We start from the raw sequence: 18,280 nt of genomic DNA, 5'->3' as shown, positions 1-18,280 counted from the left end.
GCGCTTGAAAACCCTGCCGGACTTTTGTAGGAGTTTTCTTTCGCCTCTTGTTTAGGAGGTTTTAAGCAATAAGTTTGCTCGCCTTTTGAACATATTGATTGCTAATTGGTTCATGTATATGCAAGTGGTCGGCGGGTGTGTTGGACTGGCGATGCTTCAGGTACAATTGCGCCTCTCAAATTTTCGGGGCCTTGTGCGATCCTTCTTTTGCACATTTTTTCTCATTCAGACAAGAGGCAACCTCCCGCAATGCTAGTTCTGCGTGGTGCTCCCGCACTGTCGAAATTCCGCCATAAAAAACTGCTCAATCAACTGCGCGCGCTGCAACCGACCATAGACGACCTCTACGCTGAGTTCGTGCACTTTGCAGATAGCGACTCACTGGATAACAAGGAGATGGCGCTGCTTGAGCGGCTGCTCCAATATGGTCCGACTGAGGAACAGCATGAGCCCAAAGGAGAGCTGATCCTGGTGGCGCCTCGTCCGGGTACTATTTCCCCCTGGTCTTCCAAGGCCACGGATATTGCCCACAATACTGGACTGACAAAAATCCATCGCCTGGAGCGGGGAATTGCCTACTACCTTACTGGCGTGGAATTAACTGACGCTGAACGCCAGGCTCTGGCTTCACAGCTGCACGATCGCATGGTTGAGGTGGTGTTTTCCGGCTTTGAGCAAGCGGAGCAGCTGTTCGTCGAAGAAGAACCGCGCCCATTGCGCGGAGTGGATATCCTCAAGGGCGGCCGCGAGGCGCTTGAGGATGCCAACGTTACCTTGGGCCTGGCTCTTGCCGAAGATGAAATTGATTATCTGCTCACCAGTTTCCAAGAACTGGAGCGTAATCCGACTGATGTAGAGTTGATGATGTTCGCCCAGGCGAATTCCGAGCATTGCCGCCACAAGATCTTTAATGCCTCCTGGACTATCGACGGCGAAGAGATGCCGCATTCCCTGTTTGGCATGATCAAGAATACCTATCGTAAAGGAGGTGACAATGTATTGTCTGCCTATGCCGATAATGCCGCAGTTGTGGCGGGCAATGTAGCCGGTCGTTTCTACCCCGATCCGGAAAGCAAGGAATATAGCTTCAGTAATGAAGCTATCCATATGCTGATGAAGGTGGAGACCCATAACCACCCTACAGCGATCGCACCTTTCCCCGGTGCCGGTACCGGTGCCGGTGGTGAAATTCGTGATGAGGGTGCGGTGGGTCGCGGATCCAAGCCGAAAGTCGGTCTGACCGGCTTTACAGTTTCCAACCTACAGATTCCCGGCTGGGAGCAGCCTTGGGAGTCCAATTACGGCAAACCCGAGCGTATCGTGACCGCCCTGGATATTATGATTGAGGGTCCCATCGGCGGTGCGGCATTTAACAACGAATTTGGTCGCCCAAATATCTGTGGTTACTTCCGTACTTTCGAAGAGAATTTTGACGGCGAGCGCCGCGGCTATCACAAGCCGATTATGTTGGCTGGTGGCTATGGCAATATCCGCGAAGAGCATGTAGAGAAGCCCGAATTTTCCCCTGGGGCCAAACTGGTAGTGCTGGGTGGCCCGGCCATGCTGATTGGCCTTGGTGGAGGTGCCGCTTCCAGTATGGCCAGCGGCTCCAGCTCTGAAGATCTGGATTTCGCTTCGGTACAGCGCCAGAACCCGGAAATCGAGCGTCGCTGCCAGGAGGTTATCGACCAGTGCTGGCAGCTGGGTGAGAGTAATCCCATTGCTTTTATCCACGATGTGGGGGCGGGTGGTTTGTCCAACGCTTTCCCCGAACTGGTGAAAGATGGCGGTACCGGCGGCAATTTTGAATTGCGCAATGTGCCCTGCGATGAGCCGGGTATGAGCCCGCTGGAAATCTGGTGTAACGAATCCCAGGAGCGCTATGTACTGGCGGTTATGCCGGAAGACCTGGAGCGCTTTGAGCAAATCTGTGAGCGCGAGCGCGCGCCTTACGCCGTTGTTGGTGAGGCCACCGAAGACAAACACCTGCTCTTAAATGACAAGCAGTTCGATTCCAAGCCGGTGGATCTGCCGATGTCGGTACTGTTCGGCAAGCCGCCGCGCATGCACCGCGAGGCAGAAACTCGCCAGGTGGAAACCAAGGCGTTTTCCACTGCCGATATCGATCTGAATGAAGCGGCTGAGCGGGTGCTGCGCCTGCCTACAGTGGCTAGCAAGAGCTTCCTGATCACTATCGGTGACCGCACTGTAACCGGCCAGGTTTCCCGCGATCAGATGGTCGGACCCTGGCAGGTGCCGGTGGCCGATTGCGCGGTAACTACCGTTGCCTATGACAGCTACGCCGGTGAAGCCATGTCTATGGGTGAGCGCACTCCGGTGGCATTGCTGGATGCGCCGGCCTCGGGCCGCCTGGCCGTGGGTGAGGCAATTACCAATATCGCCTGTACCCCAGTGAAGCAACTGTCCGATATCAAACTCTCCGCCAACTGGATGTGTGCTGCGGGCCATCCGGGTGAAGAGGAAAAACTTTATCGAACCGTAGAAGCGGTGGGTATGGAGTTGTGTCCTGAATTGGGCATTACCATCCCGGTGGGCAAGGACTCCATGTCTATGCGCACTGCCTGGGAGGAAGAGGGCGAGCAGAAAGCGGTTACCGCACCGCTGTCTCTGGTAATTTCTGCCTTTACTCCGGTAACTGATGTCCGCAAGGCAGTGACACCGCAGCTGCGCACCGATAAAGGTGAGAGTGAGTTACTGTTTATCGATCTGGGTGCCGGCAAAAATCGCTTGGGCGGTTCCTGTCTGGCGCAGGTCTACAACGAGCTGGGTGACAAGCCCGCAGACCTGGATGATGCCAAGAAGCTGAAAGGTTTCTTCGAGGTGGTACAGCAGGCTCTGAATGAAGACCTGATCATGGCCTACCACGACCGCGCCGACGGCGGTCTGTTTACAACCCTGGCGGAAATGGGCTTTGCCGGCCGCGTGGGTATGGATGTGGAAATCTACGAATTGGGTGAAGACCCGATTGCGGCGCTGTTCAGTGAAGAGCTGGGTGCGGTATTGCAGGTTCCCGCCTGTGAAGCGGATATGCTGGTACAGCGCTTTGCCGCTGTGGGTGTACCCACCCACAAGATCGGTTACCTGAACAATAACGAACACCTGTGCATCACCAATAACGGTGTTGAAATCTTCAAGCGCTCCCGTGCTGAATTGCAGCAGATCTGGTCGGAAACCAGCTTCCGCATCCAATCCCTGCGCGATAACGCCGAGTGTGCCGAGCAGGAATTTGCTGTAATCGCCAAAGAAGACCCGGGCCTGACAGTAAACCTCACTTTCGATATCAACGACGATATCAGCGCACCCTATATCGCTAGAGGTGTTCGCCCGAAAGTTGCTGTACTGCGAGAGCAGGGCGTGAATAGCCAGGTGGAAATGGCGCACTCTTTCCACCGCGCTGGCTTTAACGCTGTCGACGTACATATGAGTGACATCCTGTCTGGTCGTGTCGCTTTGGATGAGTTCAAGGGTTTGGTGGGCTGTGGTGGCTTCTCTTACGGCGACGTACTGGGTGCTGGTGAGGGGTGGGCTAAAACCATCCTGTTTAACGATCGTGCCCGCGATCAGTTTGAGGGCTTCTTCAATCGCAACGATACCTTCGGCTTGGGGGTGTGTAACGGTTGCCAGATGTTCTCAGTGATCAAAGAGCTGATTCCAGGTGCGGATCACTGGCCGCGCTTTGTGCGAAACCTCTCTGAGCAGTATGAAGCGCGCTTCGCACTGGTGGGCATTGAAGACTCACCTTCCGTGTTGTTTAAAGGTATGGCGGGTACTTACATGCCGGTTGCCGTTGCTCACGGTGAGGGGCGCGTGGAGTTTGCCGACCAGCAGGCGCTGGAGAAGTGTGAAGCTTCCGGTACTATCGCGATGCGCTACCTGAATAACAAAGGGGAAATCACCCAAACTTACCCGGCCAATCCCAACGGATCGGTCAATGGTATTACCTCCCTGAGTTCTGAAGATGGCCGCGTGACTATTATGATGCCGCACCCCGAGCGTGTTGCCCGAGCTGTCAGCAACAGCTGGCATCCAGATGAGTGGAAAGAAGATTCCGGCTGGATGCGCTTGTTCCGCAATGCGCGGGTGTTTGTCGACTAAGTCAGATCTTCTGTCGGTGGTACTTTTCGGATGGGTGGAAATCCCAAGGTGCCCCGATGTTTGTCGTGGCGACATTGTCGTTGTCGCCACGATTTCCCTCCTAGGCTTTCACAGTTTTTAAATGTCCATGGCGCCTAATCCGCCATGCCAGAAGATGACTTGATATTTCCTGCTACACTTAAACGATTATTCGAAATAACTTTTTTCGCTATGGTGCAGTTATCTGTATCGATTATTGAATACTTTTCTGTTTGCTATGGGTGCTTGCAGCGTGGAAGGGCACTCATCATTCCCTCTCAATTTATCTTTTGTCCGCCAGTTTCTAACCAGAGCGGATCACGGCAGTACCCAAAGCATTTTTCCCCATTTAGCAAAAGTAATTAAGGAGATTGTCATGGCGTACAATGAAACATTGGCAGAAAAAGTGCGCAACCTACTGCAGGGAAATCAAGGTCTGAGTGAGAAACAGATGTTTGGTGGCCTGGCATTTATGTTAAATGGCAATATGGCTTGTGGTGTAGTTGGGGAAGAGCTAATGGTTCGTGTTGGGCCGGACAATTACCAGGATGCATTGGCGGAGCGCTATACCAGGCCAATGGATTTTACCGGCAGGCCCCTTAAAGGTATGGTGTATGTTGAAGAGGATGCCGTTGCGGAAGATTTGGATAACTGGGTAAATCGCGGTGCCGAGTTTGCCGGTTCTCTGCCTCCCAAGTAATTTTAACATAGCGAGGCCAGCATAACGGTGAGAAAAAAGAGCCGACAATTGCACTCCGGTTCTGAAGCTTTATCTGCTATTTCCCCTCAGTAAGCCTTCTCGCTAAAAAACACTGTGCCATCTACAATCAGCGCCGAGCACTTTTAATAGAAGCCGTAGGAGATTGCTGTGACACTCGGTCGCGGTATTCGCTAAGGGTATCGATCATGTATTTTATCGAATTAAATAATGGTGTGGAAATTCCCCAGATTGGAATGGGAATGTCCGCGCTGGGCAGCTGGCAGCAGGATGATGAGTACGTCACTGATGTTATTTTAAAAGCTATCGCTATTGGCTACCGGTTGTTTGATACCGCTTCGATTTGCGGAAATGAGCGGGCATTGGGCCGTGCAATAAAGGAGTCTGGCCTACCCAGGGAAGAACTTTTTATTACCAGTAAAGTTTGGGATACGGAGCAGGGTGGGACAAAAACCCATGATGCCTTTGCTCGGAGCCTAGAGCGATTGCAGCTTGAATACCTGGACTTGTATTTGATTCAATGGCCTGTTCCCGCTTATACGCGTGAAACCTGGGAGGCTATGGAGGCATTATACCAGCAGAAAAAGGTAAGGGCGCTGGGCTTATCAAATTTTCGCAAATCGGATATCGAGCAGATTGCGACCTTTGCTGAAGTGCGACCGGTTATTAATCAAATAGAGTTGCATCCATACTTTACTCAACAGCCTTTGGTCGATTACTGCCAGTTTCACAAAATTGCTATTGGCTGTTGCTCTCCTCTAGGATCGGGAAGTTGGAGCGGTGTGCCTCTTGCTGAAAAGCCAATTGTGGATCCGGTGATAGCCGAAATCGCCGATAAGTATTCAGCTACGCCTGCACAGGTAATTTTGAAGTGGAATATCCAACAGCACCGTATTGTAGTGCCCAAATCGGAGTCCTTAGAGAATATTAGGACCAATTTTTTGTTGAGTGATTTTAATCTGAGTAATGCAGATATTCAGGTAATAAACAGCTTGAATTGTAATAAACGTTTTGGTGGTGACCCGGATTATGTACATAAAATTAATATGACTTTAAAAGTGCCGGATTAAGAGAGAACTTAAGAAATTTACAACTCTACTGATTTTGATGTCAGGTTCTTTGTTAAATTAAATTTTCTGGATTTCTCCATTTCAATCTTGATGTTTAGAAGTTATCTTGCGCAGAATTTCATAACTTGCAATAGCGCAGGCCGATGTCACATTCATTGAGGAGTTAACTCCCTGCATAACTATATGTACAGTTGCATCGGCTATCTTCAATAATTCCTCACCAATTCCATCTTTCTCCGAACCTAGAACCAAACAGATCTTATCACCCCCGGTAACTGGGGCATGACTTAATTCAATACTATGTGATGTAATTTCCAGGCAGATAATTTGATACCCCTCTGTTTTCAATCGTTGGGCAGTTTTTAGGGCATCATTCTCGTATTGATAGGGGATCTGCTGTTCTGTTGAACGGGAAACTTTGCGGATCTTGGAGTTTGGCGGTACTAGGCTCTTTCCTGCCAGGTAAATTTTCTCCACGCCCAAAGCATCGGCAATGCGAAAGAGCCCCCCCACGTTGCTGGGGGTACGGATGTCAGTGGCGAGGTAGCAGAGAGAAAACTTATGTCTGCCAGGTGAATGATCGTTGTGCTCTTTTTGCATGTTACTACTGCTGAAGTTCTTTGCCAGGTCCCTAAAATGTTTCAGGGGTGTTCTATTGTTGATGTCTGTGAGCCTATTTTGGCTTCTACGTGAGATCTACTCTGCAGCTTACGCATTCTCTCCACCAGGGAGGGTTCGCGACTGGCTTTCTGGTTTTGGATCTGCATGGCCTGGCGGTAGACTTTGTCCGATACAATAAACTCTTCGGCTCTTTGATTGATTTCACTATAGCGGGTGTTTAGCTCGGAGACCTTGTTGGAAAGGTGCTCGAGGTCGAGGATGCGGTCGAAGTAGAGTGCTATCAGGCGCTCACACTCCCTGGCAATCGCCAGGTATTCATTGCCTACTTGACGATGACCTTCGTAGTTCTTTTTGAAATTGAAAAAAGTCTGAATTCCCCCCAGCAGCGCCGCTATTAATGCCAGTGCAGCGCCAGTCCATTTGGTCCAGTCAGGCAGTTCAGCATTGATCAGGGAAAAGAACAGGGAGCCTAAGAACAAGTTAACTACTACGATTGGTACACCGCAGAGCACGTGCAGGTTTCGGCCTTTCATAGAGGCCCGGAAGTGGCTGTGCTTACACAGGTGTGCGTTCCAACGCAATTTATCCAGTACTTCAACTGTATTGGGTATCGAACTCATGAATCCCTTCCGCCTGTTTTGCACTCACTTTGAGGGTGATAGTTTGCCGGATAATCATGATATGTACAGGAAAAGGGAGGGGAGGAATTATGGGCGTGTATGTTTTATAGGCAAGTTTTGTGTGGGGCCCCGTGTAAACAGTAAGTGAGTACCTGCCGAACAAAGCCCCAGTCTCTTGGCGTGGGATCAGAAACTATAGGTTACGCCCACTGCAGAGAAGTTGGCTTTATCATCTTGAATCTCGTAGACAGTGTGCTCCAGGCTAATACTCCAGTCACCAGTGGTCCAATTCACTTCCACACCATAGTAAGGGTTGCTGCCGCTATCCTTTTCATTGTCCCAGCTGTAAGACCTATAGTAGGGTTCTACCTCCAGCAGCTCACGATCACCGTTATACCAGTTGAGAGTACCGGAGGTCTCACTTTGGCCGCTATTGTTTTCACACCACTGGTGAACACCAAGGCGAATACCAGCATTTAGGTTTTGCTGAATTGGTGCTGTGAGAGCTAATCCTACGCTATAGGAGTTATATTCAGCTTCCTGTTTACTTTTGTAATCATAGTTTTCCACTATGAAATCATCATCGTCAATGTACCATTCGAGGCCGTGAACATTAGATTCATAGTCTCTGCGGATACTTCCCAGATCAGTCATACCCCCCTCAACAGCAATATAGCTATTTACCCGGTAGCCAAAAATAAAGGCATAACCTGTAGAACTAAGGTTCTCTCTAAGTGCGTAGGAGCTTTCTGAATCGAACTCTGTATGGCCGAGTGAAGCTTTCAAGTAGAAAGGTTTTTCTTCAGCGTAAACGCCGGTGCTGGTCAGCGCAATAAGGGTAACAAGAGTGGTGTATTTCAAAGGGTACCTCTAGAAGCAGATGCTCAAGCCTTTAATCAGTGCCTCCTACAAAATAATAGGGTTCGTTGAGGTCCCTGGCTTATGTGGAGGTCTTTAGCTTTTGCTTGGAAAGAAAATAACAAAATAATAAATTGTCACTATTGTACATTTGCGCCTGATTTACTAAAAGTGCCTCATTTCCAATTTGTAGGCCTGTCGGGCTTTCCTGGTAAGTGAATATTTGCTCTTTTGATGGCATTGTTGTTATCGATTGAGTGAAATTTAAACAGCGACTGATAGGGTTTTGTGTACTGCGGATACTTTTGGATTTTCTTATCTCAAACTACTGCGCTTAGTGTCTGCTTTCTTGTATTTTGTGTGCCCACCTGGAGGGCTGAGGACACCGAATCTGATTACCCGAAAGGATAGATAAACCAATAACAAATTTACCCTTACGCATTTTGGGGGCAGGTATGTCGATTGCGCGGCAGCGCTTCATAGTTTTGGGGCCATTGTTGGCAGTGGCTTTCTACTTCTTTTTATCCATGGTAGGGATGCAGTATCTGCCTGCAGTTACCGCAGCAATTACGTTGCTGACGGTAATCTGGTGGATTACTGAGGCCCTGCCTATTCCCGCCACGTCTTTGGTACCTTTTGTGCTTTTGCCCTTATTTGGAGTTGCAGACCACAAAATGGTAGCAGCCTCTTTGGGCAGTCATGTGATATTACTGCTGATGGGCGCATTTATTTTATCGAAGGCCCTGGAAAAGAGTGGTGCCCATGAGCGCCTTGCCCTCTATATGCTGCGTCTCTTTGGGGTCTCCAGTGGCCGGCGCTTGGTTTTGGGTTTTATGCTGGCTGCCGGGTTCCTCAGCATGTGGATTTCCAACACTGCCACAACCCTAATGATGTTACCCATTGCTTTGGCAATCCTCTCCCGCATAAAAAATGAACGTCTTACTATCGCATTAATCCTTGGTATCGCTTACGCAGCCAGCCTCGGGGGGGTGGGCACGCCCCTTGGGACCCCCCCTAATGTGATTTTTATGGGAATCTATGAAGAGGTGACTGGCAGGGAATTCAGTTTCTTGGGTTGGATGAAGGTGGGAGTGCCGGTTGCCCTGGTAACTTTACCAATAATGGCTCTTTGGCTAACCCGTAATGTGCATCTGAAAAATAAAATTGAACCGCCGGTGATTGGAGAGTGGCGGGCTGAAGAAAAGCGCACACTGATAGTTTTTGGAGTGGCAATCTTTTTTTGGGTTACGCGCAACGCACCATTTGGTGGCTGGAGTGATTGGCTGGGAATTGGGGCTGCCGGGGATAGTACGGTCGCCCTCGCGGCAGTGGTAGCCATGTTTATGGTACCGAATGGCAAAGGGGGGCGTCTGCTGGATTGGCAGACTGCTGAGACAATCCCGTGGGGAATGCTACTGCTTTTTGCTGGTGGTATTGCCCTTGCCAAGGGCTTTACTGCCTCAGGGTTGAGCGACATGCTTGGGAATGGGCTCTCATTCCTGACTGCAATGCCGCTGTGGTTGATGTTGGTTATTTTGTGTCTTGGGGTTACTTTCCTGACAGAGATTACCAGTAATACAGCTACGGCGACTTTACTAATGCCGATCCTCGCTGTAGCGGCCACCTCCGCAGGTTTCGATCCCATGGTGTTGATGATTCCCGCCGCTATGAGCGCAAGTTGTGCTTTTATGCTGCCAGTTGCCACGGCGCCTAATGCCATTGCCTATGGCACAGGAAAGGTGCGTATGCAGGATATGGTGCGGGAGGGTGCAGTGCTGAGCGTGACCGCTTCACTCATTATTGCGGGGATGTGTGGATTGATATTGGCATAGAGCGGCTGGCAGTTGCTTTTTTGATCGTCTGGTCATGTATTTTGAATAAGAAAATGGAACTGTAGAGGAATAAGAATCAATGAAAACCACCACCGCGACGTTAGTACTCGCCCTGGGCCTTGCCGCTTGTGGCAAGTCCAGTGATGAGACAGCTAACGCTAATTTAGATGCAATAACACCTTCTGAGCAGCCATCGGCTCCAGTTGCTAAAAAAGTGCCTCATAAGATGATTGTGCACGGTCATGAGCGTATAGATAACTACTATTGGATGCGCGATGATGAACGCAAGGCTCCAGAAGTCATCGCGCATCTTGAGGCGGAAAATACTTATACTGATACTGTTATGCGCCACACTAAAGAGTTGCAGGAACTACTCTTTGAGGAAATGACGGGGCGACTGGAGAAGGATAAATCAACTGTACCTGTGTACCACAATGGATACTGGTATTACACCCGTTACCTGCCGGAAAAAGAATATGCTATTCATGCACGCCGTAAAGGTAGCCTGGAAGCTGCTGAGGAGGTGATGCTGGATGTCAACCAACTGGCGAAAGATTCAGGTTATTTCAGTGTTGGGCGCCTAGGGGTGTCTCCCAGCAATAGGTTGTTGGCATATCCGGAGGATAATGTAGGGCGTCGTGTTTACACTATTCGTTTCAAAGATCTGAAAACTGGGGAATTGCTGCCTGATAAGTTGGAGAATGCCTCCCCGGTAGCTGTTTGGGCTAACGATAACCAGACAGTTTTCTACATTAATAAAGACCGCCAGACCTTGCTTGGTTATCAGGTAATGCGCCATAAGTTAGGGACGCCGCAAAGTGAAGATGTCGTTGTTTATGAAGAGCGTGACAAAGCATTTTATACTTGGATTTCCAAATCAAGAGATGGGGAGCTGGTGAGGATTCACCACAGTTCCACAACCAGCAGTGGCCAGTCAATCCTGGATGCTAACGCCCCGCTCACTGACTTTTCACCTTTGCATCCCCGCGAAGAGGATCATGAATATTCAGCTCTAAAGCTGGGAGATGAATTTTATATCCTGACCAATTGGCAAGCTGAAAACTTCCGCTTGATGAAAGCTGCACTGGCAGATGCTGCAGATAAGTCTAAGTGGCAGGAGGTGATACCACACAACAACGATGTTTTATTGGAAGATTTCACCTTATTTAACCATCACCTTGCTGTGATAGAGCGAAAAGCTGGTCAAACGGGTCTTAGGATTATCAATCTCGAGAACAATAAAGATATTCAGGTAGGTTTTAATGATCCAGTATATAGATTGGGCCTGAGCGCGAACCCCAACCTGGATTCTAATAGCGTACGGGTATCTTATTCGAGTTTGACGACACCAAATAGTGTTTATGAGGCCGAGCTAGATACCGGTAATCTGGAGCTGCTTAAGCAAGATATAGTTCCTGGTGGCTTTGATCCAGAGCACTATCAAAGTGAAGGCATTCTGATTACTGCCCGCGATGGGGTAAAAGTGCCGGTATCTCTTGTGTATCGGAAAGATAAATTCCGGCAGGATGGTTCTAACCCTTTACTGCAGTACGCTTATGGCTCCTATGGTAGTACGGTGGACCCCTGGTTCCGCTCTTCTGTGATTTCACTGCTTGATCGCGGCTTTGTATTTGCGATTGCTCATATTCGCGGCGGCCAAAAATTGGGGCGGGCTTGGTATGAAGATGGAAAGATGTTCAATAAGAAGAACACTTTTACGGACTTTATCGATGTAACCAAAGGCCTTACTAAGATGAAGTATGGCGCTCCAGATAAGATATTCGCTTCAGGCGGTAGTGCCGGTGGTCTGTTAATGGGGGCCGTCGTGAATATGTCTCCGGAGTTATATCGGGGAGTGACTGCGGCAGTACCATTTGTCGATGTTGTGACCACTATGCTGGATGAGTCTATTCCTCTGACAGTCAACGAATATGATGAATGGGGAAACCCGAATAATAAAGATAGCTATGAATATATGCTGTCATATTCACCCTACGATCAGGTGAAGGCACAAGACTATCCCAATCTGCTTGTAACTACTGGCCTGCATGACTCCCAGGTACAGTATTTTGAGCCTATGAAGTGGGTGGCTAAGTTACGTGAGTTTAAAACTGATAAAAACCGGCTGCTGTTCAATGTAAATATGGAGGCCGGACATGGCGGCTCTTCCGGTCGCTTTCGCCGTTACCATGAAACTGCTTTGCAGTATGCCTTTTATCTGGATCTCATCGGGCAGGAGGCAGTTGCTGTACCTGCAGAGTAACTGGAGTCTCACTTTAAGAAACGCGCACTTCTCCACTTTGAGGATGTAGCGAAAGTTGCAGCTTGGAAATAAGGGAGGCAAAGCTTTTGGTAGGCTTGCTTCCCTTTTCTAATTCAAGAGAGAGTGAAATTTACTTATTTGCGGTAGTCAAGCGGTGGCTTGCGATTGCCGAGAAGGGGGATGTACTCAAAGCTCTCTCCACGCTTTTGGCTGAACTCTTGCTTAGCCTGTTCCACCAGTTCAGGGTACTTCAGTAATTGAATTCCAGTGAGTGCCAGGGTTTCTGCAGCTAAAAGCATCCCTTTGTGACCAATACTTGTCCCTCCTGCCGCTACGGCCTGCCAGGTATGGGCTGATGTGCCCGGAACCCAGGTTGCGGTGGTAAAACCGCCTGTAGGCACATTCCAACTTACGTCCCCCACATCGGTGGAGCCGGGGAAGGGGGCCTCGCTAGGGTTATAGTCGACAATGTTTTCTTGGTCACCGATTTGACGACCGGGGCGGTGAGTAAGTCCCTCCAGGTTCTTGGCAAATTCCAATTCATCGGTTGAGTACTGGATACCGCCAAATTGCCGCATACTGGAATCGATAAGGCGATTCAGCGTTTGGTTTGGTAGAAGACTATGGTTACCATGAATTACCTCCCACTCCACTTCAGTACCTGTGCCTTGGGCGGCAGAGCGCGCTATCTCTTCCACGCGTGACCATACTGGCTCTAGGTCTGCAGCACTGCGATCACGTACATAGTAAAAGACCTCTGCATTGGCTGGAACGACATTGGGTGCCATTCCACCATTTGTAATTACATAATGAATGCGGGTGCTGTCTGGTACATGTTCACGCAACATGTTTACCATGAAGTTCATAGCCTCGACGCCGTCCAAAGCGGAGCGGCCATGTTCAGGTGCAGCGGCTGCATGGCTGGCAATACCCTTGAAACGAAATTTTGCAGACTTGTTTGCCAGGCTGGATTGTGGGTGAGCTTCATTTTGGTCACCCGGGTGCCACTGTAGAACTATGTCGGTATCTTCAAAAGCGCCAGCTCTTACCATATAGACCTTGCCAGAGCCTCCCTCCTCAGCTGGCGTACCATACAGGCGAATCTCACCGTCCGTGTCAGTTTCCTGTAACCAACGACTGAGCATAACCGCTGCTGTTGTTGATCCAGCGCCAAACAAGTGATGTCCACAGGCGTGCCCAGCGTTCTGCTTCTCAATCGGGCTATGGTAGGGCACCGCTTTTTGGGAGACTCCGGGTAGCGCATCCATTTCTGCCAGTAGTCCAATGGTTGGTCCTCCTCGTCCCTTTTTAAAGGTGGCGACGAAAGCAGTGGGTATGTCTGCGATACCCTCTTCGATCCTGAAACCCGCAGCTTTCAACTGAGCTTGGATGGCCGCACTGCTGAGGGTTTCCTGATAACCTACCTCGGCCAAACTCCACAGGTGATCAGCGAGTTCAATAGCCTGGGATTTCATCTGTTCAGATTGGCTGCTAACCCAACTAGCATCCTCTGGTAGTGATTCAGGCCCTGAAGCATCTGCTGTAGCAACTGAGATAGCAAAAATAAGGGCGGGGAGTGTACGTCGGACCATATGGAACTCCTGCTGTTATAAAATAGATATTCAAGAAAGTAGGTGTATACAAAGTATCAGTTTGGGGAGAGTTTTTCTCTGTTTTCATTACTCAGGTGAGTCCTAATTTACTCACCAGAAATCAGGCTGGGAGTGAGTCCCTATTTAAAAGTCTCTTGTCATTTTACTAGTCGTCCTTGCTTTAGGCTGATATAAGTCGGTATGAATTTTTACGGAGTATTTTTACATGCGTAATTTTTTAGATATTGAGGCTCCGGTAATTGATAGATTTGGAGGAGAGGCAGGCCTTGAAGCAAGATTGACAAAACCCAAGGCGGCGGAGCAGATCCAGTCTATTCCCAATAGTCAGTGGCTATCTGCCGCCTCAAGGGCTGTTTTTCAGGCGGGATTTAGCTGGAAGGTGGTGGAGAAAAAATGGCCAGGTATTGAGAATATCTTTCATGGGTTTGACCTATCTTTTTGCCGGTACTTGCCGGAAGAGGTACTTGATGACCTGATGCACCAGGAGGGAATGATAAAGCATTGGACGAAAACACGATCGATACCAAGGAATGCAGATTTTTTTTGGCAGCTGTCTAATAAGCACGGCAGTCTGGGAAGCTATTTTTCCAGCTGGAATACAGCTAATTATATAGAGAATCTAAAGTATCTGCGCAGGGGCGGAGATAGGTTGGGAGGTAAAACTGCTCAAGTATTCTTACGCCGAATGGGGGTAGATACTCTGGTTTTTGCTAGCGATACCATAAGGGCGCTTGTCAGGGAGGGAGTAGTGGATAAATCTCCCTCTTCAAAAAAGGACTGGGCAGCATTGCAAGAAGCAATTGAAACCTGGCAAATGCAATCCAATCGCAGTTTGAATGAAATTAGCCAGATATTGTCACTATCTGTAGGGTGAGTTTAGGGGTGCTGGATAGGGGGTGGTGATAGCTATCCAGCGCTTCATTCAGATACCGAAGTCAAGCCCTTATTCAAAGGCTGATTTATTGGGTTCTGGACTCAGACTGAATTCTAAAATCTACTGCAAGATCTGCTTCATATAGAATCTCATCAAAGGAAGGTTCCTGCTCGAAAGAGTAAAGGTCATCCTGTTGTACTCTGGAGCCAGTGACTACGACTTCCTCAATAGCCATGGCACCACCGGTGGCTCGAAAGTACGTGTTATTTTTCCGAATGCCGACGGGTATTAGTTTTACACCCAAAGCCATCTCATAGTCGGTTTTCTGTTGTAAAATATTTTGTAGGGCTTGAGACTGTACCTCTTTGTTGGTCTGCCTCTCTTTTGAATGCTCAAATGCAGTGTTTACAATCATAACCTCTTTATTTTGATCTGCGAGCCGGGCGACAGCTTGTAGCTGATCTTCTCCCTCTATTGTAATTGCTACTCGATTCATTACTTTGTAGCTGTTAGGCCTTTTGCCTAGCCAGCCAAATTGTGGAGAAGAAGAAAATCTGGAGTTCTTGATTTTATCTTGATCAATGCCTGTTGTAATGAGGCTCTGTCGTAGCTTTGTACGAAGAGAGTGATTTGCTGTGATGGCATCTGATAATTGTTCTTCTTCGGTAGTAACGACTAAGCTGATGATGGCACGGTCAGAATAAGCGGTTTCTTCAGCGCTACCACGGATTGTGACAATATTGTCTGCAGGATATAGGATTCCGCGTAATTCTTGGGGAGAACCCTTTATCTCTGGTTCTGCTACGCAGATATTGGATAGAAGAAAGGTAAATAACAGTAGCATCCTGTTCATTTTGATTTCTCACTTTGAAAAGTCGTTGTTGGTGGGCTTATATTAAAAATTAGCTGAAGTTGTAATTATATTTGCAAACCCCTCCGAGGTCATTAATTAGTCATAAGTGACCAAAATCACTAAAAACTGATTTAAATTGCCAAAGTGTGACAAGTTGAGTGTTAGGCGTTCTGGGGAAATAAATTCTGATTTTTATCAAATAACTTTTCTAGATGACTTTGGGTCGCCCGGGGGCTTAGGAAAGTCTTTTTAGGGAATTTTTCTGGCTAATTTCATCTATATAAAAGCTTTTATCTATACTTTTTCCAGGTTTTTATCCTATGCATATTTATTCCTCAGGCTTACTTTGAACCAGTAGTCACTTTTTGCTTTAGCTACTTCGCAGAAAATCGATTGCATAGCCTTTAAGGTCGGCCGTTGTTTCTAGGTGGGACAACCTGGCTAGGCCCAGCCAATAACTATATTTGTAGCGACTTTCTGGAAGAGCAGAACTCATGGGAACATTATTTAACAAGAAATTACTTGCAGTTACCTTGGCAACACTTCTGACCGCCTGTGGTGGGGGTGGCGGGGGAGACTCATCTTCTGATACTGACCAACCTGCAGGAGATGGTGGTAGTGGACAGGGTTCCGGAAATGGGCAAGGAGGCGCAGGTGATACGCCAATATCAGATAATGTCGGTACTTCAGTGATGGTCGGTGATGTAGAAGTCACTGAGCTTGGATTTGCCACTTTGACAGCTGTGGATGTGACCTTGCCTGATGCAATGAATAACGCCAAAGAAGTCTATCAAATGGCTCACTATATTGCTCGGACAGATGGTGAGCAGAATGAAAATGACATTGATATCCCTATTCGTAACTATGTAGCTACCTGTGCGACGGACACCGAGATTCCCCGAATGTTTGTCTCAACAACTTTATCTGAGGGGACCAGCGCTGACGATACCACCTATGGTTCCGTGTATGAACTAAAATATAACCCCGAAACCTCCAGCTTCGACCAGACAGGCAATGCGACAATTTTAAAACAATGCCATGAATCCCATGGTATTGCCGCGAGCAAAGATTGCTCCCGAGTGGCAGTACTTTGTAATACAGATTACCAGGCGCATGAACGCTACGAGGTTCAAGGGGACCTTGTGGAGCAGTATGGTAGCGGTTGGATGACAATGGAAGATAATATTGACAAAATTGAAGCACGAATAAGTAATGAAATTGGCTTAATGGTGGCCACTAATCATGGAAAATTCATTGATTTCTTCACTGAGCACCCGACATTAAAATTTGATGATTTTCTCCCCGGTTTGAAAAGCACGTTCCCTGATACTGATTTCGGTGAATCACCTTCCTTTACTACCATTAAAGGTGCTGAAATGCAGGAGGAAATGGAATATATCATAGATAATTTATCCTCTGCCGATCACGATGCTCTTTTACAACATATTCGTGACAATGGTTACAAATATAATGATCAGATATGGCTGCTGGAGTGGGAGAGCGAAGCTCTGAGTGAAACGCCCGATGCTTATGTAGTAAATAAAATGCATGGCGGATCTCATGTGGGAACAGAAGAATTGGTTTACGTGGATACAGATAGCCAGGGGAGGTCTAGCTATGCTTTTTCGGCCTCAGCCCGTGTATTCGATAATGAAGGGGACTCACATTATTCTGCGGGCTTAACGGTTATCAATCGAAATGATTGGTCGCTGAATATGAGTGGTTCGGATAATCGCGGTTGGTATTGGGCTTGTGGCGATGGCCATGTTGTCAATATCCGGGCATTCTATAATCCCGATAATGAGAAATATGGGGCTCTATGCACTAGCGACTGGAATGACTGGATTGGCAGCACTCACGGTCAGCTTGGAACTATCGCGATTAAAATGGAAACCTCAAGTTCGAGTTCTGAAGGCTATTTTAACCATTTTGTACCTTCAACCGCGGCAATGGTCTCCAATGGTGGAGGGCATACTGTTGTGCCCCTGGATGCAGATACTAATTTGTCATTAATTGTCTCTCCAAAATTTATTGCTGATGCCGATATGGATCGGTTTCTACAAGATGAAGTGGGTGTAGACCCTAGCAAAGAGGGGCCATTTGACGAGGAGTGTTCAGATTATGATGAAAATAACTGCTTCCTCTCTTATATGTCTTACAATTATTGGTACCCAGAGAAAGCCCAGTTTCCTTCAATTGAGCGTCAAGGACTTTATTCAGGAGATGCTCTGGATCCTTCCTCTCTGACACGCATTGGTATTGCTAAGGTCAATGGTAGTGGAAGCATTAGTGGGCAAGGCTTTAAGTGGCTGGTAGAGGATAATGATTGCCAGGTTAGTGATCCTCAGTTAGTTGACTTAAAAAATGGTCGTTATTTATTCGGATATGCCAAGTTCCAGTGTATCTCGGATAACTTACCCTTTGATCGAATTTATAGCCCAAAGTCATTACGTCTCTTGGTTCCCAAGGCCTACTATGTGATGGAAATTGATGCGGACTTGAATGTTCTTGAAGGGCCGATTCAGTTGCCTAATCATGGTTGGGGTGGATTGGATGAGCCTATGTATATGGGTGGTGGCAAGGTAGCTTGGAGTTACATCAAGAACCCAACTTTTGAAAACTATGGTGGTGGTCAGCAGAATACGTGGCAGGCGATGATTTATCACTCAAAAAGCGTTAACTAATTCGATTGTAATTTGATCAGCAGTTTTAATTTTCTGCGCGCTTTTTATAGAGGGTTTGTTGACTAAAAAGGGGGGGAAGCCCCCTTTTTCACATTTGCTATTTTTCGGCCTGGTTAAAATTTGGACAAAAAATCTATCCA

Annotated in this window: 12 protein-coding genes; 7 read left to right on the top strand and 5 right to left on the bottom strand. The window is 48.0% G+C overall.

Features of this window, described 5'->3' with window-relative positions:
- Positions 1–249: 249 nt before the first annotated feature.
- From purL to ACJJJB_RS13700, 3 genes are all read left to right on the top strand, one after another.
- Complete coding sequence (gene purL / locus ACJJJB_RS13710; protein ID WP_445365054.1) at positions 250–4,116, top strand: phosphoribosylformylglycinamidine synthase; 3,867 nt, start codon at positions 250–252, stop codon at positions 4,114–4,116.
- A gap of 394 nt (positions 4,117–4,510) precedes the next feature.
- A complete protein-coding gene (locus ACJJJB_RS13705) occupies positions 4,511–4,834 on the top strand; it encodes a TfoX/Sxy family protein (protein WP_020412695.1) in 324 nt (107 codons plus the stop codon).
- 206 nt (positions 4,835–5,040) lie between these two features.
- Positions 5,041–5,922, top strand: coding sequence for an aldo/keto reductase (locus ACJJJB_RS13700; protein WP_020412696.1), 882 nt, complete (start codon positions 5,041–5,043; stop codon positions 5,920–5,922).
- Positions 5,923–6,003: 81 nt separating this feature from the next.
- Here the strand turns inward: ACJJJB_RS13700 and ACJJJB_RS13695 are convergent, their stop codons facing one another.
- From ACJJJB_RS13695 to ACJJJB_RS13685, 3 genes are all read right to left on the bottom strand, one after another.
- The gene (locus ACJJJB_RS13695; protein ID WP_445365053.1) at positions 6,004–6,522 is read right to left on the bottom strand and encodes a TrmH family RNA methyltransferase; all 519 of its coding nucleotides are present in this window, start codon (positions 6,520–6,522) and stop codon (positions 6,004–6,006) included.
- 41 nt (positions 6,523–6,563) lie between these two features.
- Positions 6,564–7,163 carry an SLATT domain-containing protein gene (locus tag ACJJJB_RS13690; RefSeq protein WP_020412698.1) on the bottom strand — a complete coding sequence of 200 codons (600 nt, stop codon included), beginning with the start codon at positions 7,161–7,163 and terminating at the stop codon, positions 6,564–6,566.
- A gap of 186 nt (positions 7,164–7,349) precedes the next feature.
- A complete protein-coding gene (locus ACJJJB_RS13685; RefSeq protein WP_445365052.1) occupies positions 7,350–8,024 on the bottom strand; it encodes an outer membrane beta-barrel protein in 675 nt (224 codons plus the stop codon).
- Positions 8,025–8,476: 452 nt separating this feature from the next.
- On the opposite strand from ACJJJB_RS13685, the gene ACJJJB_RS13680 reads away from it, so the two are divergent.
- Positions 8,477–9,853: an SLC13 family permease gene (locus tag ACJJJB_RS13680; protein ID WP_020412700.1), complete on the top strand. Its 1,377-nt coding sequence runs from the start codon at positions 8,477–8,479 to the stop codon at positions 9,851–9,853.
- 79 nt (positions 9,854–9,932) lie between these two features.
- Complete coding sequence (locus ACJJJB_RS13675; protein ID WP_445365051.1) at positions 9,933–12,116, top strand: S9 family peptidase; 2,184 nt, start codon at positions 9,933–9,935, stop codon at positions 12,114–12,116.
- A gap of 134 nt (positions 12,117–12,250) precedes the next feature.
- On the opposite strand, the gene ACJJJB_RS13670 is transcribed toward ACJJJB_RS13675, so the two are convergent.
- A complete protein-coding gene (locus ACJJJB_RS13670) occupies positions 12,251–13,708 on the bottom strand; it encodes an amidohydrolase (RefSeq protein WP_445365050.1) in 1,458 nt (485 codons plus the stop codon).
- A gap of 226 nt (positions 13,709–13,934) precedes the next feature.
- Here ACJJJB_RS13670 and ACJJJB_RS13665 point away from each other — a divergent pair, with 226 nt between their 5' ends.
- Complete coding sequence (locus ACJJJB_RS13665) at positions 13,935–14,603, top strand: DNA-3-methyladenine glycosylase I (protein WP_444946294.1); 669 nt, start codon at positions 13,935–13,937, stop codon at positions 14,601–14,603.
- Between the two features lie 85 nt (positions 14,604–14,688).
- Here ACJJJB_RS13665 and ACJJJB_RS13660 read toward each other — a convergent pair whose 3' ends face one another.
- Positions 14,689–15,456 carry an SIMPL domain-containing protein gene (locus ACJJJB_RS13660; RefSeq protein WP_020412704.1) on the bottom strand — a complete coding sequence of 256 codons (768 nt, stop codon included), beginning with the start codon at positions 15,454–15,456 and terminating at the stop codon, positions 14,689–14,691.
- A gap of 494 nt (positions 15,457–15,950) precedes the next feature.
- Between ACJJJB_RS13660 and ACJJJB_RS13655 the strand changes: the two genes are divergently transcribed.
- Complete coding sequence (locus ACJJJB_RS13655) at positions 15,951–18,140, top strand: hypothetical protein (RefSeq protein WP_445365049.1); 2,190 nt, start codon at positions 15,951–15,953, stop codon at positions 18,138–18,140.
- The last annotated feature ends 140 nt before the right edge of the window (positions 18,141–18,280 follow it).

It is taken from the genome of Microbulbifer variabilis (genome assembly GCF_052468405.1).
The sequence above is the reverse complement of the archived record's forward strand: the minus strand, read 5'-3'. Positions and strand labels throughout refer to the sequence as shown.

Coding starts and splice junctions, on each gene's coding strand:
- purL (WP_445365054.1), top strand. CDS start 250: ATGCTAGTTCTGCGTGGTGCTCCCGCACTGTCGAAATTCCGCCATAAA.
- ACJJJB_RS13675 (WP_445365051.1), top strand. CDS start 9,933: ATGAAAACCACCACCGCGACGTTAGTACTCGCCCTGGGCCTTGCCGCT.
- ACJJJB_RS13660 (WP_020412704.1), bottom strand. CDS start 15,456: ATGAACAGGATGCTACTGTTATTTACCTTTCTTCTATCCAATATCTGC.
- ACJJJB_RS13655 (WP_445365049.1), top strand. CDS start 15,951: ATGGGAACATTATTTAACAAGAAATTACTTGCAGTTACCTTGGCAACA.
- ACJJJB_RS13680 (WP_020412700.1), top strand. CDS start 8,477: ATGTCGATTGCGCGGCAGCGCTTCATAGTTTTGGGGCCATTGTTGGCA.
- ACJJJB_RS13695 (WP_445365053.1), bottom strand. CDS start 6,522: ATGCAAAAAGAGCACAACGATCATTCACCTGGCAGACATAAGTTTTCT.
- ACJJJB_RS13665 (WP_444946294.1), top strand. CDS start 13,935: ATGCGTAATTTTTTAGATATTGAGGCTCCGGTAATTGATAGATTTGGA.
- ACJJJB_RS13670 (WP_445365050.1), bottom strand. CDS start 13,708: ATGGTCCGACGTACACTCCCCGCCCTTATTTTTGCTATCTCAGTTGCT.
- ACJJJB_RS13705 (WP_020412695.1), top strand. CDS start 4,511: ATGGCGTACAATGAAACATTGGCAGAAAAAGTGCGCAACCTACTGCAG.
- ACJJJB_RS13690 (WP_020412698.1), bottom strand. CDS start 7,163: ATGAGTTCGATACCCAATACAGTTGAAGTACTGGATAAATTGCGTTGG.
- ACJJJB_RS13700 (WP_020412696.1), top strand. CDS start 5,041: ATGTATTTTATCGAATTAAATAATGGTGTGGAAATTCCCCAGATTGGA.